The 22234-nt window shown below is 71.3% G+C and carries 21 protein-coding genes and 1 riboswitch; of the genes, 12 read left to right on the top strand and 9 right to left on the bottom strand.

Annotated elements, in window-relative coordinates; genetic code table 11:
- Window positions 1-200 precede the first annotated feature (200 nt).
- Window positions 201-596, top strand: a complete 396-nt coding sequence (gene msrB / locus H149_RS0101110; RefSeq protein WP_020647878.1) for a peptide-methionine (R)-S-oxide reductase MsrB — start codon at window positions 201-203, stop codon at window positions 594-596.
- Window positions 593-1291, top strand: a complete 699-nt coding sequence (locus H149_RS0101115) for a type 1 glutamine amidotransferase (protein WP_020647879.1) — start codon at window positions 593-595, stop codon at window positions 1289-1291. Before msrB ends, H149_RS0101115 begins: the two co-directional genes overlap by 4 nt.
- 16 nt (window positions 1292-1307) lie before the next feature.
- Here the strand turns inward: H149_RS0101115 and H149_RS0101120 are convergent, their stop codons facing one another.
- Entirely contained in the window at window positions 1308-2441 is a 1134-nt protein-coding gene (locus H149_RS0101120; RefSeq protein ID WP_020647880.1) for a glycosyltransferase family protein, read from the bottom strand.
- Between the two features lie 192 nt (window positions 2442-2633).
- On the opposite strand from H149_RS0101120, the gene H149_RS0101125 reads away from it, so the two are divergent.
- Entirely contained in the window at window positions 2634-3383 is a 750-nt protein-coding gene (locus H149_RS0101125; RefSeq protein WP_020647881.1) for a Bax inhibitor-1/YccA family protein, read from the top strand.
- 103 nt (window positions 3384-3486) lie between these two features.
- Complete coding sequence (locus H149_RS0101130) at window positions 3487-4209, top strand: TerC family protein (protein WP_020647882.1); 723 nt, start codon at window positions 3487-3489, stop codon at window positions 4207-4209.
- A gap of 196 nt (window positions 4210-4405) precedes the next feature.
- Here H149_RS0101130 and gcvA read toward each other — a convergent pair whose 3' ends face one another.
- Window positions 4406-5335 carry a transcriptional regulator GcvA gene (gene gcvA, locus H149_RS0101135; protein ID WP_020647883.1) on the bottom strand — a complete coding sequence of 310 codons (930 nt, stop codon included), beginning with the start codon at window positions 5333-5335 and terminating at the stop codon, window positions 4406-4408.
- Between the two features lie 114 nt (window positions 5336-5449).
- Between gcvA and H149_RS0101140 the strand changes: the two genes are divergently transcribed.
- Genes H149_RS0101140 through H149_RS23010 form a run of 3 tightly spaced genes read left to right on the top strand, consistent with a single transcriptional unit; the run spans window position 5450 to window position 8222 of the window.
- Window positions 5450-5665: a hypothetical protein gene (locus tag H149_RS0101140; RefSeq protein ID WP_020647884.1), complete on the top strand. Its 216-nt coding sequence runs from the start codon at window positions 5450-5452 to the stop codon at window positions 5663-5665.
- Between the two features lie 52 nt (window positions 5666-5717).
- Window positions 5718-8045, top strand: a complete 2328-nt coding sequence (gene uvrD, locus H149_RS0101145; RefSeq protein ID WP_020647885.1) for a DNA helicase II — start codon at window positions 5718-5720, stop codon at window positions 8043-8045.
- A 3-nt stretch (window positions 8046-8048) separates the two neighbouring features.
- A complete protein-coding gene (locus H149_RS23010; RefSeq protein ID WP_020647886.1) occupies window positions 8049-8222 on the top strand; it encodes a hypothetical protein in 174 nt (57 codons plus the stop codon).
- A gap of 10 nt (window positions 8223-8232) precedes the next feature.
- Here H149_RS23010 and H149_RS0101155 read toward each other — a convergent pair whose 3' ends face one another.
- Genes H149_RS0101155 through H149_RS21870 form a run of 5 tightly spaced genes read right to left on the bottom strand, consistent with a single transcriptional unit; the run spans window position 8233 to window position 13287 of the window.
- Window positions 8233-9537 (bottom strand): spinster family MFS transporter, encoded by a 1305-nt coding sequence (locus H149_RS0101155; RefSeq protein ID WP_020647887.1) that lies wholly within the window; start codon window positions 9535-9537, stop codon window positions 8233-8235.
- A complete protein-coding gene (locus H149_RS0101160; RefSeq protein WP_020647888.1) occupies window positions 9534-10763 on the bottom strand; it encodes a CaiB/BaiF CoA transferase family protein in 1230 nt (409 codons plus the stop codon). Before H149_RS0101160 ends, H149_RS0101155 begins: the two co-directional genes overlap by 4 nt.
- Window positions 10760-12319 carry an acyl-CoA carboxylase subunit beta gene (locus tag H149_RS0101165; RefSeq protein WP_020647889.1) on the bottom strand — a complete coding sequence of 520 codons (1560 nt, stop codon included), beginning with the start codon at window positions 12317-12319 and terminating at the stop codon, window positions 10760-10762. Before H149_RS0101165 ends, H149_RS0101160 begins: the two co-directional genes overlap by 4 nt.
- A 33-nt stretch (window positions 12320-12352) precedes the next feature.
- Window positions 12353-12571, bottom strand: a complete 219-nt coding sequence (locus tag H149_RS0101170) for an acyl-CoA carboxylase biotin carboxyl carrier protein subunit (protein WP_020647890.1) — start codon at window positions 12569-12571, stop codon at window positions 12353-12355.
- On the bottom strand, window positions 12568-13287 hold the full coding sequence (locus tag H149_RS21870) for a GntR family transcriptional regulator (protein WP_083930725.1): 720 nt from the start codon (window positions 13285-13287) through the stop codon (window positions 12568-12570). Before H149_RS21870 ends, H149_RS0101170 begins: the two co-directional genes overlap by 4 nt.
- 403 nt (window positions 13288-13690) lie before the next feature.
- On the opposite strand from H149_RS21870, the gene H149_RS0101180 reads away from it, so the two are divergent.
- The 4 genes from H149_RS0101180 to H149_RS0101195 all read left to right on the top strand — a co-directional run bounded on the left by H149_RS0101180 (window position 13691) and on the right by H149_RS0101195 (window position 18704).
- Window positions 13691-15934 carry a TonB-dependent receptor gene (locus H149_RS0101180; RefSeq protein ID WP_169518296.1) on the top strand — a complete coding sequence of 748 codons (2244 nt, stop codon included), beginning with the start codon at window positions 13691-13693 and terminating at the stop codon, window positions 15932-15934.
- Between the two features lie 81 nt (window positions 15935-16015).
- The gene (locus tag H149_RS19280; protein WP_020647893.1) at window positions 16016-17533 is read left to right on the top strand and encodes a carboxylesterase/lipase family protein; all 1518 of its coding nucleotides are present in this window, start codon (window positions 16016-16018) and stop codon (window positions 17531-17533) included.
- Window positions 17534-17593: 60 nt separating this feature from the next.
- A complete protein-coding gene (locus H149_RS0101190) occupies window positions 17594-18397 on the top strand; it encodes a M90 family metallopeptidase (RefSeq protein WP_020647894.1) in 804 nt (267 codons plus the stop codon).
- An 85-nt stretch (window positions 18398-18482) separates the two neighbouring features.
- A complete protein-coding gene (locus H149_RS0101195; protein ID WP_020647895.1) occupies window positions 18483-18704 on the top strand; it encodes a hypothetical protein in 222 nt (73 codons plus the stop codon).
- Between the two features lie 70 nt (window positions 18705-18774).
- Here the strand turns inward: H149_RS0101195 and H149_RS0101200 are convergent, their stop codons facing one another.
- Both H149_RS0101200 and argS read right to left on the bottom strand, forming a co-directional pair.
- Window positions 18775-19464 (bottom strand): SPOR domain-containing protein, encoded by a 690-nt coding sequence (locus H149_RS0101200; RefSeq protein WP_020647896.1) that lies wholly within the window; start codon window positions 19462-19464, stop codon window positions 18775-18777.
- An 88-nt stretch (window positions 19465-19552) separates the two neighbouring features.
- Window positions 19553-21328, bottom strand: a complete 1776-nt coding sequence (gene argS / locus H149_RS0101205; protein WP_020647897.1) for an arginine--tRNA ligase — start codon at window positions 21326-21328, stop codon at window positions 19553-19555.
- A 94-nt stretch (window positions 21329-21422) separates the two neighbouring features.
- Window positions 21423-21542, top strand: a riboswitch (yybP-ykoY riboswitch).
- 94 nt (window positions 21543-21636) lie between these two features.
- Here argS and H149_RS0101210 point away from each other — a divergent pair.
- Window positions 21637-22212, top strand: a complete 576-nt coding sequence (locus tag H149_RS0101210; protein WP_020647898.1) for a TMEM165/GDT1 family protein — start codon at window positions 21637-21639, stop codon at window positions 22210-22212.
- The last annotated feature ends 22 nt before the right edge of the window (window positions 22213-22234 follow it).

Raw genomic sequence — 22234 nt, forward strand, 5'->3', positions numbered from 1 at the left:
CAGGATTCCCCGGAGGTTTTTTCTAATGGGTGCCCGCGACGCGGCGCGGTCCGGGCGGCCGCTAGAGTAGTCGTCGCGGCGCCCAGAAAAAACCCAGCCGGAGCTGGGTCGGGGAAGATCCCGCGAAGGGATACGGTTGAGAGCCGGGCCATGAGGCCTGACGCCGCGACGATGAACCGCCGAGATGAAGGACGGATGACATGGACAAGATTCGCAAGACCGACGCCGAGTGGCGGGCGTTGCTGACGCCCGAGCAGTATCGCGTGACGCGCCAGGGCGGCACCGAATGCGCGTTCACCGGCGCGCTGTGGAACGACCATCAAGACGGCATCTATCACTGCGTCTGCTGCGGCCTGCCGCTGTTCGACGCGCGCACCAAGTTCGAGTCCGGGACCGGCTGGCCGAGCTTCTTCGACCCGGCCAGCAACGAGGCGGTCGCCAGCCGCGAGGACCTGAGCCACGGCATGCGCCGCGTCGAGGTGCTGTGCGCGCGCTGCGACGCCCACCTCGGTCACGTCTTTCCGGACGGCCCGAAGCCGACCGGCCTGCGTTACTGCATCAACTCCGCGGCGCTGGAGCTGAAGGCGCGGCCGTGAGGGTGCAGGGCTTCCGTCACGCGGACTTCGAGGATTTCGGCTGCATCGCGCCGGCGCTCGCCGGGCGCGGCCATCATCTGCGCGCCACGCGCTGGTACGCCGGCGAGACGCCGCCGGGGCCGGACGCCTACGACGCGCTGCTGGTCATGGGCGGGCCGATGAACATCTACGAGGACGCAGCCCATCCCTGGCTGCGCGCCGAGAAGGCGGCGATCGCCGCCGCCATCGACGCCGGTCGCCCGGTGCTCGGCATCTGCCTCGGCGCGCAGCTGGTCGCCGACGTGCTCGGTGCGCCGACCACGCGCAACGCGCACCCCGAGATCGGCTGGTTCGACGTGACGCTGGCGCCGCAGGCGGCGCAGTCCTGGGCCTTCGCCGGCTTTCCCGAGCGCTTCCGCGCCTTCCACTGGCACGGCGATACCTTCGCGATCCCGGCCGGCGCGCGCAGCCTGATGCGCAGCGAAGCCTGCGCCAACCAGGCTTTCGCGCTGCGCACGGCGAGCGGAGCGAAAGTCGCGGCGATCCAGTTCCATCTCGAAGTGACGGCGGCCGACGCCCGCGTCTGGTTCGGGCACGAGACGCCGCCGCCGGCGCGCCACGTGCAGTCGCCGGCGCGCGTGCTCGGCGAGCTCGACGCCTTCGCGAAGAACAACCGCCTGATGCTGCGTCTGCTCGACAACTGGCTGGCGGACTGAAGTCCGCCGCCGCGCCTCAGGCTTCGGCGCGCTTGCTGACGCGCACGCGGCGCGTGGCCGGTCGCGTCGTCCGGCAGGCGGCGCGACGACGCGGCGCCACCGCCTCGATGTCGCGCTGCAGATGCTCGATCGCCTGCGCGCGGCCGTCGCCGGCGTGGTCGCGCATGTTGGAGCGATACCACGCGTAGTTGCCGAGGAAGCGATCGACGTCACTCGGCGTCAGGCGCATCAGCTCGCCGCGCGCGCCGACGCCCATGCGCTCGATCATGTGCGCGTTGAGGCGCTGCTCGAACGCCTGCTCGGGCAGCGCCAGCACCGGCTTGCCGAAGTGGATCGCCTCGCCGATCAGCTGGTTGCCGGCGGTCGACAGCACCGCGCGGCAGCGCGCCAGATCGCGCACGAAGCCGGCCACGCTCGGCGCGCGGAATTCGAGGTTCTCGTCCTCGCCGCGCAGGCCGGTGCCGTAGACCAGCACCTTGCAGTCGAGCTCGCGCAGCGCGCGATCGACGTGCGGCAGGTACTGATGCTCGCCCTTGTTGAAGTAGGCGAGCAGGTAATCGCCTTCCTCGGGCGTTTCGGCGACGACTTCGTCGCGCAGCATCGGCCCGACGATGCGGACCTGCGGATAGGCCGGGATCGCCGGGTAGAAGCTGGAGATCAGGATGCGCTCCGGCACGCCCATCAGCGCGCGGTAGCCCCAGGCATCGCGCATGCCGAGCGTCCACAGGTCCGGCGGGAAGTGTGGCTTGCAGTAGGCGATGATGCCGACGTGATCGAAGCTGATGCGCGGGATGCCGAGCTTCTGCGCGACGCGATGCGTCCAGGCCTCGGAGTCCGAAATCACCAGCTCGATGCCGCGCGCCTGCATCTCGCGCTCGACCTGGGCGACGCCGGCGCCGCCGAACAGCAGATCGCGCATCGGCGCGAAGTTGCGGGCGACGGTCTTCGGCAGCGAATGCGTGCCGCCGGCGCTGTACTGGTAGCCGATGGTCGGGATGCGCACGGTCGGGAAGCGCGGCGCGAGGACCTCGTAGGCGTCGCCGCCGGCGAATACCGTCACCTCGTGGTCGGCCTGCAGCGCCGGCAGCACGGACATCGTGCGCATGGCATGGCCACGCCCGTAGCCCATCACGCCGTAAGCGATCCGCATGCAGCCGTCCCATCTGTCGACGCCGGTATCGGCGCCTTGCAGCCTATTAACGGGCGGTGATCGGCGGATGACAGCCGCGCAACAGAAACATGACGGTCTGCGGACGCCGCGGCCAGCGCGGTGCCGGCCCGAACGCCGGGGCGGCGGTGGCTGCGCTACGATGTCCGTCCGCGATCTCGCGTGGAGTAGGACATGCAGACAGGCAATCCGGTACTGCGCAACAAGGATTTCGGCGTCGTCGCCGGCGAGCGCATGACGATGGACGGGACGGTCGGCAAGACCGCGATCCTGTTCGTGCTGCTGCTGATCGCCGCCGGCTGGACCTGGACACGCTTCAACGGCGTGCTCGCCGAGGCCGGGCCGCAGGCGGCGCTGGCGAGCGTCGCGCCGTTCCTGTGGGGCGGCCTGCTGATCGGTTTCGGACTGGCGCTCGTCACCGTCTTCAAGAGCGCCTGGTCGCACGTCACCGCGCCGCTCTATGCGATGGCCGAGGGCTTCGCGATCGGCGGCCTGTCGGCGTTCTTCGAGCTGCGCCATCCGGGCATCGTCGTGCAGGCGGTCGGCCTGACTTTCGGCGTGCTGGTGATGATGCTGTTCCTGTACCGCACGCGGGTGCTGCGCGTCACCGAGAAATTCCGCTTCGGCATCGTCGCCGCGACCGGCGCGATCGCCCTGCTCTATCTCGTCGACATCGGCCTGCGCCTGTTCGGCGGCATCAGCATGCCGTTCATCCACGAGGGCGGCGTCGCCGGCATCGGCTTCAGCCTGCTGGTCGTCGGCCTCGCCGCGCTGAACCTGACGCTCGACTTCGATGCGATCGAGCGCAGCGTCGCCCAGGGCGCGCCGAAAGTCATGGAGTGGTACGGCGCGTTCAGCCTGATGGTGACGCTGATCTGGCTGTATCTCGAAATCCTGCGACTGCTCGCCAAGTCGCGGCGCTGAAGTGCCGCTACCATGCGCGCGCCCGGCGGCCGCGCGCGGCGGGCCGGTGCCGCGAATGCTTTTCCATTTTTCGTCTTTCTTCACTCAATCCTGACGTACTGACATGCACGCCCTGCTCGAACCCGAACTCTGGATCGCCCTCTTCACGCTCGCCGCGCTGGAGATCGTGCTCGGCATCGACAACATCATTTTCCTGTCGATCATGGCCAACAAGCTGCCCGAGCATCAGCGCGCCCGGGCTCGCCTCGTCGGCCTGGCCGGCGCCTGCGGCACGCGCATCCTGCTGCTGCTGTCGCTGGCCTGGCTCGCCAAGCTGACGACGCCGCTGTTCCACGTCGGCGAATGGGGCATTTCCGGCCGCGACATCATCCTGATCGGCGGCGGCCTGTTCCTGCTCGGCAAGAGCGCGCTGGAGATCCACGAATCGGTCGAGGGCGGCACCCACGACGCCGAGCACGTGGTCGGCAAGGCGGCGACCGGCTTCGCCGCGGTGATCGTGCAGATCATGATCCTCGACATCGTCTTCTCGCTCGACTCGGTGATCACCGCCGTCGGCATGACCGACCGCGTGCCGGTGATGATCGCGGCGATCATCATCGCCATCGGCGTGATGATGTTCTTCGCCGGCCCGGTGTCGGACTTCGTCGAGAACCATCCGACGATCAAGGTGCTGGCGCTGTCGTTCCTGATCCTGATCGGCATGGCGCTGGTCGGCGAGGGACTCGGCTTCCACGTGCCGAAGGGCTACATCTACTTCGCGATGGGCTTCTCGACGCTGGTCGAGGTGATCAACATCCGCATGCGCTCGAAGCTGGCGAAGAGCTGAGCGGGGCGGATTCGCCGCGGCGCTTGCGCGCGGATCTGCCCCGACACGCCCGGCGATTCGGTCAAGACCGCCGAGCCGCGGCACAAGCTCACCGAGCTCAGCGACTGGCTCGGCTTCACGCTCGGCAAGAAAGTCCGGCTTGGCGACGCCGCGCCTCGCCGCGATCGTCGCGCCGCGCGGCCGGTCGTCGTCGCGGCTAGGCGGCCGTCGCTTGCTCGCGCAGCCAGGCGACGAAGCGCTGCACCTCCGGCCGCTGCCGCGCCGCCGGCTCGACCAGCAGGTAGTAGGCGCGCGGTGCCACCACCGCGCGCAATTGTCGGGCGAACGGCACGACCAGCTGGCCGCGCGCCAGCTGTGCATCGATCAGCGGTCGCCGGCCGAGCGCGATGCCCTGGCCGTCGATCGCCGCCAGGATCGCCTGGTCGTAGTGACTGAAGCGCAGCGCGCCGGCCGGCTGCAGGCCGGCCAACCCCATCGTCTCCAGCCACAGATCCCAGGCCAGCCACGGATACGGCGAGGTCGCGTCGCAGTGCAGGAGCACGTGCCGGCGCAGATCGGCCGGCGTACGCAGCGGCCGCCGGCGATCGGCGCGCAGTGCCGGACTGCAGACCGGGATCGTCGCCTCACCGAACAGCCGCTCGCCATCGCCCGGCGCCCGCTCCGGCGGGCAGAAGCGGATCGCCACGTCGATGCGCTCGCGCGTCAGGTCGGCGACGCGGCTGTCGGCGCTGATGCGCACATCGATCTGCGGATGCGCGGCACGGAACGCCGGCAGCCGCGGCAGCAGCCACAGCGAGGCGACGCTGCCCGGCGTCGTCACCGTCACCAGCCGCGCGGTCTGCGCCGCGCGAATCTGCTCGATCGTCTCGCCGAGACGTCCCAGCAGCTCGCCGACCTGGCGCAGCAGCAGTTCGCCGGCCGGGGTCAGCGCCAGCGCGCGATGCCGGCGCTCGAACAGCGGCTGCTGCAGATGGGATTCGAGCGCCTGTACCTGACGGCTCACGGCGGATTGCGTCAGCGACAGCTCGGCGGCCGCGCGTGTGAAGCTGAGGTGGCGGGCCGCGGCCTCGAAGCCGCGCAGCAGGTCGAGCGGCGGCAGGCCTCGTCTGGCATGCGTCTGACTCATGCAAAAGCTTCCGAAATTTCGTTTGAGTGGCCATGCAGCCGGGGGAAGAATGCCGCCCCGGCCGCATCCTGCATTCATGATTCGCATGGTAGGCGGCCTTTCGGAGAAATGCCCATGGCCAAGGACCTGTACGCCCTCGTCGACCTGCCCGCGCCGGCCGCCGCGACGATCGCCCGATCCGTCGACGCGCCGGCCGACGCGGCGCGGGCGTCGGCCGATGTCCCGGGCATGGCGCCGGCCCGGCCGCTGCGGCTCGCGGGCTGGCAGCGCTTCAATCGCTGGATCGTCCGCGCCTACGGCGTGCTCGCGCCGAGCGCACGCTACAAGTGACGGCGGCGTGTAGCCGGCCGCGGCGCGCGGGCGCGCGGCGTAAAATGCGCCGATGTTCGAAGCCCGCGCTGATCTATCCCACCTCGTCTCGGCCCTGAATCCTGCGCAGCGCGAAGCCGTCACTGCGCCGCCCGAGCACCGCCTGGTGCTGGCCGGTGCCGGCTCCGGCAAGACGCGCGTGCTGACACACCGCGTCGCCTGGCTGATCGCCGCCGAGGGCGTGTCGCCGATGTCGATCCTGGCGGTGACCTTCACCAACAAGGCGGCGGCGGAGATGCGCGCGCGCATCGAGCAGCTGGTCGACGTGCCGATTCGCGCGATGTGGGTCGGCACCTTCCACGGCATCGCGCACCGCATGCTGCGCACGCATTTCATGGAAGCCGGGCTGGTACAGAACTTCCAGATCCTCGACGCCGACGATCAGGTGCGGCTGGTCAAGCGCATCGTCAAGAACCTCGAACTGCCCGAGGACCAGTGGCCGGCCAAGACCGTCGCCGGCTGGATCAACGCGCAGAAGGAAGAAGCGCGCCGGCCGCAGCAGATGGAGGATCAGGGCGACTATACGCAGCGCCAGTTCGTGCGCATCTACAGCGCCTACCAGGCGCAGTGCGATCGCCAGGGCGTCGTCGACTTCGCCGAGCTGCTGCTGCGCGCCTACGAGCTGACGCGCGACCACGCCGAGATCCAGGCGCACTACCGGCGCCGCTTCCGGCACATCCTCGTCGACGAGTTCCAGGACACCAACAAGCTGCAGTACGACTGGCTGCGCACGATCGCCGGCAAGACCGGCGTGCTGTTCGCGGTCGGCGATGATGACCAGAGCATCTATTCCTGGCGCGGCGCCCGCGTCGACAACATGCTCAAGCTGGCGCGCGACTTCCCCGGCTGCGAGACGATCCGCCTCGAACAGAATTACCGCTCGACCGGCAACATTCTCGCCGCCGCCAACGGCCTGATCGCCAAGAACGCCGGCCGCCTCGGCAAAGAGCTGTGGACGGAAGGCAACGACGGCGAGCCGATCCAGCTCTACGCCGCGTTCAACGAGTACGACGAGGCCGAGTTCGTCGTCAACCGCATCAAGGAGCATCTCGACGGCCGCTGCGCGCTGTCCGACATCGCCGTGCTGTATCGCATGGGCGCGCAGTCGCGCGTGCTCGAGGAAACGCTGATCCGCGCGCGCCTGCCGTACCGCATCTACGGCGGCCTGCGCTTCTTCGAGCGCCAGGAGATCAAGGACGCCCTCGCCTACCTGCGCCTGCTGCACAACCGCCACGACGACGTCAGCTTCGAGCGCGCCGTCAACACGCCGCCGCGCGGCATCGGCGCGACCAGCGTCGAGAAGCTGCGCCAGCTCGCGCGCGAGAACAACGTGTCGCTGTGGACGGCGGCGACGCAGGGCGCCGCGCCGCTCGGCCGCACGGCGGCGGCGCTGCAGCAGTTCACGGGCCTGATCGAGTCGCTGGCCAGCGAGACCAGGGCCGTGGCGCTGTCGCGCGCGACCGAGCGCGTCATCGAGCGCAGCGGCCTGCGCGAACACTATCGCAAGGAAAAGGGCGAGCAGGCCGAAGCGCGCCTCGAGAACCTCGACGAGCTGATCAGCGCGACGCGCGCCTTCGAGCCGCGCGTCGAGGCGGCGCCGCCGGACGAGAACGAGCCGCCGCGTGCCGATCCGTTGACCGAGTTCCTCACCCACGCCGCGCTCGAGGCCGGCGAGCAGCAGGCCGGTCCCGGCGAGGACTGCGTGCAGCTGATGACGCTGCACGCGGCCAAGGGCCTCGAATTCCCGATCGTGTTCATGGTCGGCATGGAGAACGGTCTGTTCCCGCACGCGCGCTCGACCGACGAGGGCAATCTCGAGGAGGAGCGCCGCCTCTGCTACGTCGGCATCACGCGCGCGCGCAAGCAGCTCTACATGAGCTACGCCGAGACGCGGCGCCTGCACGGCGTCGAGCAGATCAACGCGCCGTCGATGTTCCTGCGCGAGATTCCGCCGGAGTGCATCGTCGAGACGCGGCCGCGCGCGCAGGTCACGCGCCCGGCGTTCGCGGTGCGTGGCGCCTACAGCCGCGAGCACGGCGGCGGCTCGCAGTCCGGTTACGGCGGCGGCTGGGGTCGCGACGAGGTTCGCGAGCGGCGCGGCGGCTACGGCGCGCGCGACGAGGCGCCGCTGCGGCGGCCGCAGATCACGCCGGCGATGGCCGGCAAGAGCGAAGGCCCGGCCGGCCTGCGCCTCGGCCAGACGGTGCGCCATGACAAGTTCGGCGAGGGCACGGTGCTGGCGTTCGACGGCGACGGCGAGCGCACGCGCATCGAAGTCCGCTTCAAGAGCGCCGGCACCAAGTGGCTGATGCTCAGCTTCGCCAACCTGCAGGCGGGCTGAGCGATGAGCGCGACCGGTACCGTCATCGGCGTCGTCGTTCTGGTCGTCGCGCTGATCGTCGGGCCGTTCGCGACGCTGCGCGCGGTGTCGCGCTACCGCGACCGGCGCAAGCCGCCGCCGGCGGCGACGAAGCGCGACGACGAGGACGATCCGGACCGGCCGAGCGGCTTCTGGTGAGCGTGGCGGCTCAGGCGCCGGCGCGCTGCCGCGCGACGCTGGCGCGGTACGGCGCCAGCCCGAGCCCCAGCAGGATGGCCGCCAGCGCCGGCGCCAGCGTGCAGACCAGCAGCAGCGAACGGCCGACCGCGAGATCGCTGCCGAAGCCGTAGTCGGTGACCAGCGCGACCGCGGTCGGGCCGAAGCCGAGGCCGAGCATGTTGAGCACGAACAGGTAGATCGCCGAGACGCGCGCGCGCACCGCCGGCGCGACGGCGTCCTGCAGCCCCGACGGCGCGACGCCGAACGGCATGCTGAAGAACAGCACCGCCGGCAGCATCGCGGCGATGATCGCCGGACGCGCGTCGGCGAGCAGGAACAGCGCCGTACACGGTATCGCCAGCAGCGCGGCGAGCATGCCGACGCGCAGCGTCGCGTCCTCGACGCCGCGCCGCAGCCAGCGGTCGGCGAGCGCGCCGCCGAGCAGCACACCGAGCGTGCCGAACACCGCGACCGCGCCGCCGTACCAGATGCCGACCTGCGCCGGCGTCCACTGGTGCAGGCGGATCAGATAGCTCGGAATCCACGCGGCGCTGCCGTAGGCGCCGATCGCGATCAGCGCGAAGCCGAAGTGGTGGCAGGCCAGCGTGCGCGCGTTGGCGCGCAGCTCGGCGCGCAGCAGCGTCCAGCCGCCGCCGTGCTCGCGCCGGTGCTGGCGCGGCGGTTCGCGGATCGCCAGCAGCACCAGGCTGAACACCGCGCCGACCGTGCCGAGCAGCACGAACACGAACTGCCAGGGCCGCAGCGTGCCGAGCAGCGGCAGCGCCGGCAGCGGATGCGTGCTGGCGTAGTGAACGATCGCGCCGCCGAGCAGGAAGGCGACGCCGGAGCCGACGTAGACGCCGGTGCCGAACAGGCTGATCGCGGTCGCGCGGCGCTCGCGCGGGAAGGTGTCGGTGATCAGCGAGTACGCGGCCGGCGACAGCGAGGCCTCGCCGATGCCGACGCCGATGCGCGCGACCAGCAGGTGCGCGTAGCGCTGCGCGAGTCCGCAGGCGGCGGTCGCCAGGCTCCACGCGAAGGCGCCGGCGGCGATCAGGCCGCGGCGGCTGCCGCGGTCCGCCCACCAGGCCAGCGGGATGCCGCAGACCGTGTAGAACAGCGCGAAGCTGAAGCCCATCAGCAGGCTCATCTCGGTGTCGCTGATGCCGAGATCGGCGCGGATCGGCCCGACCAGCAGATTGAGGATCTGGCGGTCGACGTACGACAGCACGTGCGCCGCCATCAACAGGGCGACGACCAACCAGGCGCGGCGCGGTGTCGGCGCCGTGTTCATGGCGCGGCCCTGCGCGAGCGGATCACCGCTTCGGCTTCGAGCGCGTCGAGTTCGGCGTCGGACAGGCCGAGCCGTTCGGCGAGCACGGCGCGTGTGTCGGCCGACAGCTCCGGGCCGCTCCAGCGCACCGCGCCCGGCGTTGCCGACAGCTTCGGCACGATGCCGACCTGCAGCAGCTCGCCGAAATGCGAGTGCGGCGCGCGCAGCAGCATCTCGCGCGCCGCGTAGTGCGGATCGTGCGCCGCGTCGGCGAGCGTGTAGACGCGCGAGCACGGCACGCCGGCGGCGTCGAGCTGCGCGCCGATCTCGGCGGCGTCGCGCGCCGCGGTCCAGGCGCCGATCTCGGCGTCGAGCGCGTCGACGTGCTCCCAGCGCGAGTTGATCGTCGCGTAGCGGGGATCGTCGAGCAGCGCGGCGCGGCCGATCGCCTGCATCAGCCGCCGGAAGGTTGCGTCGTTGTTGGCGGCGATCAGCACGTAGCCGCCGTCGCGCGTCGGATAGAGATTGTTCGGCGCCATGTACGGCAGGCGCGAGCCTTCGCGGTTCGGTACGTAGCCGAAGCGGTCGTAGGCCGGCACCGAGGCTTCGAGCATCGAGAACGCCGCTTCGTACAGCGCGCAATCGACGACCTGGCCGCGGCCGCTGCGCTGCCGCTCGAGCAGCGCCAGCACCGCGCCATAGGCGGCGTAGGCCGCCGACAGGTAATCGACGACCGGCACGGCGACGCGCGGCGGTGGCCGCTCCGGATCGCCGATCAGATGGCGCACGCCGCCGTAGGCTTCGCAGATCGCGCCGTAGCCCGGCATCGCGCGGCGCGGCCCGCTCTGGCCGTAGCCGCTGATGCGCACCAGCACCAGCCCCGGGTTCTGCGCCGACAGCGCCTCGTAGCCGAGGCCGAGGCGTTCGAGCGTGCCCGGCCGGAAATTCTCGACGACGAGGTCGCACTCGGCCGCCAGGCGCAGCACCAGCTCGCGGCCGCGCGCGGTCTTGAGGTCGATCGTCACCGCGCGCTTGTTGCGCAGGATCGACGCCGCGAACAGCGCGATGCCTTCGTCCGGCAGGCCGATCTGCCGCACCGAATCGCCCTCCGGCGGCTCGACCTTGATGACCTCGGCGCCGAAGTCGGCGAACAGGCGCGTGCAGGCCGGCCCGGCGATCGTATTGCACAGTTCCAGCACGCGATAGCCGGCGAGCGGTCCGGATGCGGGCGGCGTGGCGGCGCTCATCGCTGGGTCCGCCGCTTCGGCGCCGGCTGCAGCTGCGTCAGGCGCACCGCGTCGCGCACCCAGCGGCAGAGCAGCGCGCGCGTTTCCGCCGGCTCGATGATGTCGACCACGCCGAAGGCCTCGGCGCTGCGGAACGGCGAGCCGAGCTGCTCGTAGTACGCCTCCAGTTCGAGGCGCCGCGCCTGCGGATCGGCCGCCGCCTCGATCTCGCGGCGATGCGCGGCGGCGACGCCGCCCTCGATCGGGATCGAGCCCCAGCGCGCGCTCGGCCAGGCGAAGCGGTGGTTCAGCGCGGTGCCGGTCGGGCCGCTCCACGGCCCCAGCATCGAGCCGCCGACGCCGTAGGCGCGGCGCAGCACGACGCTGACCCAGGGCACGCTGGCCTGCTCGATCGCGGCGCCGGCGCGGGCCGCCGCGAGCAGCGTGCCGGCGCGCTCGGCGTCGGGGCCGATCATCACGCCCGGCTGGTCGACGAGGTGCACGACCGGCAGGTGGAAGCTGTCGCAGAGATCGACGAAGCGCTCCATCTTCTGCGCCGCCGCGCGGGTCAGCGCGCCGCCGGCCACCGCCGGATCGTTGAGCATCAGGCCGACGGCGTGGCCGTCGAGGCGGGCCAAGAAGGTGCGCAGCGAGGCGCCGAAGTCCGGCGCCAGCTCGAACAGCGAGCCGCGGTCGGCGATCGACTCGGCGATCGGCCGCGCCGCGTAGATGCGGCGGCGGTTGGCGGGAATCACGCCATTGAGCGCCTCGTCGCGGCGCTGCGGATCGTCGTCGACGCTGGCGCGCGCCGGCGCTTCCCAGGCATGGCTTGGCAGGTATGACAGGAAGCGCCGCACTTGGGCGAGCGCGTCACGCTCGTCGGCGGCGGCGTTGAGGATCGCGCCGCTGAGGCGCGTGCACAGCTCGGTGCCGCCGAGCGCTTCCTTGTCGACGTCGATGCCGAGGCCTTGCTTGACGACCGGCGGGCCGGCCGCGAAGACCTGCGCCTGGTCGCGCACCATCACCGAGAAATGCGCGGCGACGGCGCGGATCGCGCCGAGTCCGGCGCAGGCGCCGAAGGCGACGCTGGCGACCGGCACCGCGCCCATCAGCGCCGTGCTCGGCCACAGCGGATAGCCGGGCAGCTTGGTGCGGCCGGCCTTGGCGAGCAGCTTGACGCTGCCGCCGGCCGAATCGACGAAGCGCACCAGCGGCATGCGGAAGTCGAGCGCCATGCGCTCGGCATAGATCCACTTCTCGGCGACCGCCGCCTCGGACGAGCCGCCGCGGATCGTGAAGTCGTCGGCGACGACCATCAGCGGCCGGCCGTCGACGGCGGCGCGGCCCATGACGCTGTTCGACGGCGTGAAGCCCTGATAGCGGCCCTGCGCGTCGTAGCGTCCGGCGCCGGCGATGCGGCCGAGCTCCTGGAACGAATCGCGATCGGCGAACGCGTCGATACGTTCGCGCGCCGTCAGCCGTCCCTGCGCGTGCCAGGCCGCGACCGCGGCGTCGCCGCCGAGGCGCAGAGCGGCCTCGCGGCGCTCATGCAGTTCCTGCAAGGCTTCGTCGTCCATGGCGCCGGCTTCCCTCCGTTCGCGCGGTCCGCGTCAGCCGAGTTCGGCGAGCGGCTGGCCTTCCTCGACGGCATCGCCGACACGCACCAGCCAGGCCGTCACGCGGCCGGCCTGAGGCATCGTCGCCGGGATTTCCATCTTCATCGATTCCACGTACAGCACCACGCTGCCGGCGGCGAGCGGCGCGTCGAGCTCGGCGGCGAGCTGCCAGACCGTGCCGGTCGCCGGCGCGCGCACGTGGCGCGCGCTCATCGCGCCGCCCCGGTCGCCGCCACGCGCTGCAGCACGAAGCTGCGCGTGTGCTCGACGATGCGCCGCGCCGCCTTCTCGGCGTGCGGTTCCGAGCGCATGCGCAGCGCGGCGACCAGCTTGCGATGGCGGGCCGCCGATTGCTGACGCCAGCGGCTCGGCGCCGGCTGCAGGAAGCGGTGCAGCCAGTAGGCAACGCGGCCGAGCCGGCGCTGCACCGTCGCCGCGTGGCGGCTGCCGCAGACCTCGCCGAGCTGGGTGCCGGCGCGGTAGGCGGCATCGACCAGCTCGACGTTGCGGCCGCCGCGCGCGATCAGGGCGCCGAGTTCGTCGACGGCGTCGGCGTAGCGCTGCAGCTCGGCGTCGCTGGCGTGGCGCACGGCGAAGCGCGCGACGGCGCCGTAGGCGACGCCGAGCAGGTCGAACAGATCGGCGATCTCGGCCGGCGAGGGATCGATGACGCGCGCACCGCGCCACGGGGCCAGCTCGATCAGGCCGTCCTGTTCGAGCACGCGCAGCGCCTCGCGCACCGGCGCGCGGCTGATGCCGAGCCGCTGCGCGACGTCGAACTCGCGAATGCGCTCGCCCGGCTTGTAGACGCCGGCGAGGATGTCGCGCAGCAGGCGGCGCACCGTCTGCTGGATCAGCGGCGCCTCGTCGCCGGCGCCGTTGTCGCTGTCGATCTCCACCGCTTCCGTCGCTGTCGATGCCGCCTTCATCGTCGCTCCCGCCGCCGCGCCGGTGCCGCCCGAGGTCGACACATTGTCGACAATCGGACGCCGTCCGGACGCCAGGTCCGACGGAATCTACGCCGGCGTGCCGGGCCGCGGCAAGCCGGCGCCGGCGGCGGGGTTGCCGCCGCCGGGTCGGTCGCCGGCCACGATCCGCTGCGGTGATAAGCAAATAAGCCAATGATATTTCGTCAATTCTGGAGTCGGTGCTAGAAAGGCGATGGCGCTGCGCGGCGCGTGCTGCAGGTGGCCGGCCGCAACGGGCGCTTGCCGCGGCAGGCTTGCGTGCCCGGAATTGTCGACTACACTCGCTGCAGAAAGCGGCGATTTCTGCAAGGAAACGACCGTCCACGCCGGGCCGCGAGGCGCTGGCAAGAGGGGGAGAACGGACATGCACCGGATGCTCGGACGTCTGTGGTGGATCGGCCCTTCGGCCCTGCTGGCGAGCGCCGCCGCCGCGCAGGAAAGCCCGCCACCGCCGCCCGCCGCCGACGCGGCGATCGAAACCGTCGTCGTCACCGCGACGCGGCGCAGCCAGAGTCTCGACCGCGTGCCGCTGGCGATCAGCGAACTCGGCGGCGAGACGCTCGAACAGTCGGCAATCCGCGACACCCAGGCCCTGCAGATGGAGGTGCCGTCGCTGGCCGTCACCGTCTCCGGCAGCGAGAACGCCGGTTCGGTGATCCGCATCCGCGGCATCGGCACCTCGGGCGGCAACGTCGGCTTCGAAAGCTCGGTCGGCGTGTTCGTCGACGACGTCTACCTGTCGCGCTCCGGTCTGGCGCTGACCGACCTCGTCGACGTCGAGCGCATCGAGGTGCTGCGCGGCCCGCAGGGCACGCTGTTCGGCAAGAACACCTCGGTCGGCGCGATCCGCATCGTCACCGCGCAGCCGGTGTTCCGCCGCGATGCCAGCCTCGGCCTCAGCTACGGCAACGAGAACGCCTGGCTGCTGCGCGGCATGCTCAACCTGCCGCTGGTCGACGAGGTGCTGGCGGTGCGTTTCGCGGCGCAGCTCAACCAGCGCGACGGCTTCCTGCACAACAGCGCCGACGGGCGCGACTACAACGATCGCGACCGCTACACGCTGCGCGGCCAGCTGCTGTACCGGCCGCTGCCGACGCTGTCGCTGCGCCTGATCGCCGACCGCATCGCCAAGGACGAGCGCTGCTGCGCGGCGCCGTACACGCACTACGGACCGACGGCGCCGGCGCTGGCCGCGCTCGGCGGCACGGTGTTCGATCCGCCGGCCGAGGATCGCGCCGCCTTCGACCGCCCGCTGGCGAGCAAGGCCAATGATTCCGGCGCCTCGCTGCATCTCGACTGGGATCTCGGCTGGGCCGAGCTGCGCGGTCTCGCCAGCTATCGCGACAGCGACGGCCGCGACCGTTCAGACGGCGACTACAGCGACGTCGACCTCGTCTACATCCCGTACCAGAACGGCACGATTCGCACCAAGACCGGCGAGCTCTCGCTGCACGGCGTCGCCGGACGCCTCGACTGGCTGCTCGGCGTCTACGGCGCGGACGAGGACCTGAACCTGACGATGGCGACGCTGCTCGGCGACGACGCCGGCGCCTACGTCAACCTGATCAGCGGTGGCGCGGTGCCGGCGGCGCTCTATCCGAGCGGCAGCGGCCAGACCGACACGCGTGCGCAGCAGAATGGCCAGAGCTGGTCGCTGTTCACGCACAACATCATCGACCTCGGCGCCGGCTTCGACCTGACGCTCGGCCTGCGCTGGCTGCACGAGCAGAAGCACGGCGGCGGCACCACCGTCTCCGACAGCCCGTCATGCAATCCGCTGCTGCCGCTGCCGGCTTCGGTGCGCTTCCTGTGCGGCGCCGATCCGTACGACGCGCACTACGACGACAACCGCTACACCGGCAACGCCGCGCTCGGCCGCCGGTTCGCGAACGGGCTCTACGTCTACGGCAGCTATGCGTCCGGCTTCAAGTCCGGCGGCATCAATCTCAATCCGCCGACCACCGCCAACGACGGCGACCAGACCTTCCGCCCCGAGACCGTCGATGCCTACGAACTCGGCATCAAGGCGCCGTTCTTCGGCCGCCGCGTGCAGACGCGCACGGCGCTGTTCTGGATGGACATCGACGACTTCCAGCTGGCCGGCTACAACGGCCAGACCTGGCAGGTGCAGAACGCGCCGGTGCGCTCGCGCGGCGTCGAGTTCGAGTCGACCGCCTACCTGCTCGCCGGCCTGAGCCTGCGCGCCGCCGCGACCTGGGCCGACGCCGAGTTCAGCGCCGGCCCGAACGACGGCAAGCGGATGACCAACGCGCCGCGCTGGAGCGGGCAGTTCGGCGGCAGCTACGAGCGCGCGCTGCCGGTCTGGAACGCGAGCGCTTTCGGCAACGTCGTCGCCCGCTACCAGAGCGAGGTCAACACCGGCGTCAATCTCGACGAGCACAAGCGCCAGGGCGGCTATACGCTGCTCAACGCGCGGCTCGGCCTGCATCTGCCGGCCGAGTTCGAGGTCTCGCTGTGGGGCGCCAACCTCACCGACAAGCACTACAAGCTGATCATCTTCGACAGCCCGGCGCAGAGCGGCAGCTACAACGGCTACATCGGCCAGCCGCGCAGCTACGGCCTGGAAGTGCGCAAGCGCTTCTTCTGACTTCACGCCTCGTCGCGTCGGCGACTAGGCGATCCGCACGCGGCGCCGCGCTGCCGCGACCGTTGTCGACCGGGAGTTCGCATGGTCTACGCTGGCACACTGAGAAGGCTTGCCGCCGCCGCGCTGCTCGCGGGCGCTGCCGCCGCCCACGCCGACGAAGCGCCGCGCGCGACGCTCGCGGACGGTGCGCTGCGCGGCGCCAGCGCCGACGGCGTGCAGGCCTTCCTCGGCATTCCGTACGCGGCGCCGCCGGTCGGCGCCCTGCGCTGGCGGCCGCCGCAGGCGCCGGCGCCGTGGAGCGGCGAACGCGACGCCACGCAGTTCGGTCCCGCCTGCCCGCAGGGCGAGGATCGCCTCTACGGCCTGACGCCGAAGCTGCGCCGCGAAGACTGTCTCTATCTCAACGTGTGGACGCCGGCCGCGCGCACCGCGCCGCTGCCGGTGATGGTCTGGCTGCACGGCGGCGCGCACCGCATCGGCAGCGCCTCGATCCCGAGCTACGACGGTCGCCGCCTCGCGCAGCGCGGCGTCGTCGTGGTGACGCTGAACTACCGGCTCGGCTATCTCGGCAATTTCGCGCACCCGGCGCTGGCCGCCGAGGGCAAGGCCGGCAATTTCGGCCTGCTCGATCAGATCGCCGCGCTGCGCTGGGTGCAGCGCCACATCGCCGCCTTCGGCGGCGATCCGCAGCGCATCACCGTGTTCGGCGAAAGCGCCGGCGGCGCCGACGTGCTGTACCTGATGACGAGCCGCGCCGGCGAAGGCCTGTTCCAGCGCGCGATCGTCGAGTCCGGCGGCGGCTGGGGCAAGCCGCTGCCGCGCGAGCGGATGCAGCGCCAGATCGTCGCCGCGCTCGCCGCGGCCGGCGTCGACGGCAAGGCCGATGCCGCGGCGCTGCGCGCGCTGGCACCGGAGAAGCTGCTCGAGGCGCAGCGCGCCGAGCGCTCGCTCGGCTTCGGGCCGTTCGTCGACGGCGACAGCGTGTCCGAGGCGCCGGCCGCGGTGTTCGCCGCCGGCCGCGAGGCGCGCGTGCCGCTGATCATCGGCAGCAACGACTGGGAAGGCAGCCTGCTGAAGCTGCGCAAGCCGGGTTTCTGGGACGGCGTGCTGGCGCGTCTGCCGCCGGTCTCCGGCTGGTACGAAGGTCAGGCCGCCGACGCCGCGGCACGCCAGCCGCTGCTGTTCCGCGACATCGTCTTCGCCGCGCCGGCGCGCTGGCTCGCCGCCCGCCATGCGGCGCAGGCGCCGACCTGGCTGTATCGCTTCGCGCACGTCAGCGCCGGCCGTCGCGGTCAGGTGCCCGGCGCCGGCCACGCCGCCGAGATCGCCTACGTGTTCGACACGCTCGACGCGCTGCAGGCGCTTGGCACCACGGTCGACGCCGACGATCGCGCGCTCGCCGCGACGCTCGCCGACTGCTGGACGGCGTTCGCGCGCGACGGCGCGCCGCGCTGCGCGGCGGACTGGCCGCGCTACGACGCCAGGGGCGACCGTTTGCTGCTGCTCGATCGCGGCGCGCGCGTGCAGGCGACGCCCGACGCCGCGGCGCTCGACGGTGTGACCAAGTATTTCGGGCCCGGCGGCTGGCTGGCCCGCTAGGCGCCGTCATCGCCGCGCATGGCGCCGGCGCCGCGTGCGGCCGGACGCTAAGCTTGCGCAGTGAGTCCGCTTCTCGCGCTGTCACTGCTCCTGCTGGCCATCCCGATCGCCTGGTTCGTCCGGCGGCGCCGCGCCCGTGCGTCCGCGCCGCGATTGCCGGACGGCTGGCGCGCGCGTCTCGACGCGCGCGTGCCGCAGGCGGCGCTGGTGCCGGCGGCGCTGCGCGAGCGCTACGAGGCGCGCGTCGAAGCCTTCGTCGCGCGCAAGCGCTTCATCGGCTGCAACGGCCTGGTGGTCGACGACGACATGCGCCTGACCGTCGCCGGCCTGGCGGCGCTGCTGCTGCTGCGCGACGACGCGACGCTGTTTCCCGCGGTGCGCAGCGTGCTGCTGTATCCGGCTGCGTTCCTCGTCCGCCACGAGGAACCGGACGAGCTCGGTCTGGTCGACGACGAGCCGGTCGAACAGATCGGCGAGTCCTGGCAGGGCGATCGCGTGATCCTGTCGTGGGAGGACGTCGAGGCGGCGCTCGCCGGCGATGCGGTGAACGTCGTGATCCACGAGTTCGCGCACCAGCTCGACGACGAGAATCCGTGGAGCGAGGGCGCGCCGCCGATGGCCGACTACACGCAGTGGTCGCAGGTGATGCAGCGCGAGTACGAGCGCCTGCAACGGCACCGGCGGCCGCCGGTGCTCGATCCGTACGGCGCCGAGAGTCCGGGCGAGTTCTTCGGCGTGGTCAGCGAGGCCTTCTTCCAGCGTCCGGTCGAACTGCGCCGCCATCACGCCGAGCTGTACGCGCTGCTCGCCCGCTACTACCGGCTCGATCCGGCCGCCGCGCCGCCGCTCTGGCCGGCCGCCTGAGCGCGGCGTTCAGGTGCGGTTCGGCGCCGGACCCGACACAATGAATCGCCGCATCGACGCGGCGCGGGGCATGCAAGGAGCGGACATGGGAGTCCTGAAGATCGTCGGCATCGTGCTGATCGTCGCCGGCGCCGCGGCGCTGAGCTACAAGCAGTTCTCGTACACCAAGGAAACGCACGACGCCGATCTCGGCGCGCTGCACTTTTCCGTGAAGGAGAAGGAATCGGTGGCGATTCCGGCCTGGCTCGGCGGCGGCGCGGTGGTGCTCGGCATCGTCCTGCTGGTGCTGCCGTCGCGCAAGAGCTGACGCGTCGTTCCCGCCACAAAAAGCCCCGCGCGGCACGCACCGCGCGGGGCTTTTTCATGCGCCGGCGGGCCTACTGCAGCTTCACCAGCAGCGCCTGGATGCCGTTCGATTCGAGCCGCGTCATGGTCGCCTGCACGTGCTGCCAGTTGCGATCGGGGCCGATGCGCACGCGGTAGAAGGTGTCCTTGCCGTCGATCGTCACCGTCTCGATGCGCGATTCGATGCCGAGCAGCGCGAGGCTGGCCTTCTGCTTCTCGGCTTCGGTCTGCGAGCGGTACGAGGCGACCTGGATGATGTAGCTGCCGCTGTTGGCATCGGCCGCCGCCGGCGCCGGCGGCGAGCCGTCGGCGTTCGGCGGCGTCTGCGGCTTCGGCGTGCTCGGCGGCTGCGCCGACTTGGCGGCCTCGCGCGGCAGCACGACTTCCTGGTTCTTGAGGATCTCGTAGAAGGTGAAGCGGTCCTTTTCCTTCGGCGGCAGCGGCAGGGCCTCGGACTTGCCGCCGCTCTTGCGCGGCGCCGGCTTGTCGCCGGCCTCGGCCTGCGCGCCGGCCGCCGGGGCATGGGCCTGCGGCAGCAGCGTGCCGTCGACCGGCCGCTTGATGTAGACGAAGGCGGCGACCGCGAGGCCGACCGACAGGCCGGCGATCAGCCAGACCCAGCCGGGCACGCCGCCGCCGCTGCGGCCGCCACCGCCGCCGCGCGGGCTGCTGCGGGTGTGACGGCGGCTGCCGTTGCTGCGGTGGGCGTAGTCGCGGGGCATGGGCGCTCGGTCCGGCGAATGTCGGGGTCGGGACTCAGTGTGTCACGCGGGTGCCGGCCACGGTATCGCCGCCGGCGCCCACGGGTCGCTACATCTTCTCGGGCGCGGACACGCCGAGGATCGTCAGGCCGTTCTTCAGCACCTGGCGCACGGCGGCGACCAGCGCGAGGCGCGCATTCTGCAGCTCGGCGTCGTCGTCGACGAGGAAGCGGTGCACGTTGTAGTAGCCGTGCAGCGCCTCGGCGAGATCCTTCAGATAGAAGACGACGGTGTGTGGCGTGTACGCCGCCGCCGCCTTGCGCAGCATTTCCGGATAGCGCGTCAGCAGCGTCAGCAGCGCCTTCTCGTGTTCGGTGTCGAGGCGGTGCAGCGTCGCCGCGGCATCTTCGGCCTGCCACGTGCCGCCTTTCTCGGCGAGCTGCTCGAACACGCGGCAGATGCGCGCGTGCGCATACTGCACGTAGTAGACCGGATTGTCGTTCGACTGCGAGCGCGCGAGGTCGATGTCGAATTCGAGATGCTGGTCGTGCGAACGCGTCAGGTAGAAGAAGCGCGTCGCGTCGGTGCCGGCCTCGTCGATCAGATCCTGCAGCGTGACGAAATTGCCGCTGCGCTTGCCCATGCGGCCCGAGGACAGCGTGACGAACTGGATCAGCTGCACGTTGAGCGCGTCCTTGCGGCCGGTCAGCGCTTCGATCGCGGCGCGCACGCGGGCGATATAGCCGTGATGGTCGGCGCCCCAGACGTCCATCAGCATCGGCCAGCCGCGATCGAGCTTGTTGACGTGGTAGGCGAGATCGTTGCAGAAATAGGTGGCGGCGCCGTCGGCCTTGACCAGCACGCGGTCCTTCTCGTCGCCGAAGGCCTCGGTGCGCATCCACAGCGCGCCGTCCTTTTCGTAGGTGAGGCCCTGGTCGGCGAGGCGCTTGAGCGCGATCTGCACGAAACCCGACTGCACCAGCGCCGCTTCCGACGACCACTGGTCGAACTCGACATTGAAGTCAGCGAGCGTCTTCCTGATGACGCCGAGCTGGTCGTCGAGCGCGGCCCGCTGGATCGTGCGATAGCCGTCGCCGAGCAGCGCCTTGGCGCGCTCGATCAGGGCATCGAGATAGCGTTCCTGCTGCGCCTTGACGGCTTCCTTCTGCGCGTCGTCGGCGCCTTCCGGCGCGACGGCGTCGGCCGGCAGGCCGGCCAGCACCGCGGCGGCCGGGTGCGCGAACGCGCGGCCGTGCGCGGCGAGCACGGCGGCGGCGGTCGTCCGGATGTAGTCGCCGGGATAGCCGCGGCGCGGCACCTCGATGGTCTCGCCGCAGGCCTGCAGATAGCGCAGCCAGACGCTGACCGCGAGCACGTCGACCTGACGGCCGGCGTCATTGATGTAGTACTCGCGCCACACCGTCCAGCCGGTCGCGGCGAGCAGCTTGGAAACCGAATCACCGTACGCGGCGCCGCGGCCGTGGCCGACGTGCATCGGCCCGGTCGGGTTGGCCGAGACGAACTCGACCATGATGCGGCCACGGCTGCCGGAATCGTCGCGGCCGTACGCCGCGCCCTGCGCGAGCACGTCGACGACCACGTTCTGGAACGCCGCGCGGTTCAGGAAGAAATTGATGAAGCCGGGTCCGGCGATCTCGACCTTGGCGATGATGCCGGCCGCCGGCAGCGCCGCGACCAGCGCTTCGGCGACCGCGCGCGGCGGCTTGCCGAGCGGCTTGGCGAGCTGCAGCGCGAGGTTGGTCTGGAAGTCGCCGAACTTCGGATCCTTGGTCGCATCGAGCTGGATCGCCGGTCGCGCGATCTCGGTCCCGGCGAGCAGCGGGTCGAGGGCGCGGGCGAGCAGGTCCTGCAAATGCGTTTTCATCGAAAAACCAAGGTGGAAGCGAGTTTTTGGGCGCGGATTGTAGCCGGGCGACGACGACGGCGTCTTTTGCGCGCCGCGCTTTTCGGCTAGGCTGCGCGCCGTTTTTGGGGAGTAGCCGTCCCGCGCAAGGCGGGAGCACGCGTCAACAGACTTGTCCCGGTCGGGACATGGCGCGTCCAGCGACGAAGCCGCCTGCACGGCGCGCGCGTCGCCTGGCGAGACCAGGATGAGCGAGGCGGCCGCCGGGCGGGCTTCGCGCGTCCGGTCTTGCCCAGCGCCCGGCCCTTCGTCTGACTCGATATCTCGATATGGAAGCTTTCCTCGTTTCGACCGGCGCCGTGCTGCTCGGCGAAATCGGCGACAAGACCATGCTGCTCTCGCTGGTTCTCGCCACCCGCTTTCGCAAGCCGCTGCCGGTGATCGCCGGCATCCTGGTCGCGACCCTGCTCAATCACGCGCTGGCCGGCGCGCTCGGCGGCTGGGTGCGCACGGTGGTGCCGGCGCAGTGGCTGCCGTGGATCGTCGGCGGTTCGTTCATCGCCGTCGGCCTGTGGGCGCTGGTGCCGGACAAGATCGACGAGGACGAGGCCAAGCCGGCCGGCGACGGCAGCGCCTTCCTGGTCACCGCGCTGGCGTTTTTCCTCGCCGAGATCGGCGACAAGACGCAGATCGCGACCACGCTGCTGGCCGCGCGTTTCGACTCGCTGGCGGCGGTCGTCGCTGGTACCACGACCGGCATGATGCTGGCCGACGTGCCGGTGATCTTCGTCGGCGCGGCGCTCGCCAAGAAACTGCCGCTGAAGGCGATCCGCATCGTCGCCGCCGGCCTGTTCCTCGTGCTCGGCGTCAGCACCCTGCTGTTCCGCCACTCGCTCGGCGGCTGAGTCCGGTAGCGCCGCGCGGGTC

Origin of the sequence: Solimonas variicoloris DSM 15731 (genome assembly GCF_000382285.1) — a bacterium.
Taxonomy (GTDB): domain Bacteria; phylum Pseudomonadota; class Gammaproteobacteria; order Nevskiales; family Nevskiaceae; genus Solimonas; species Solimonas variicoloris.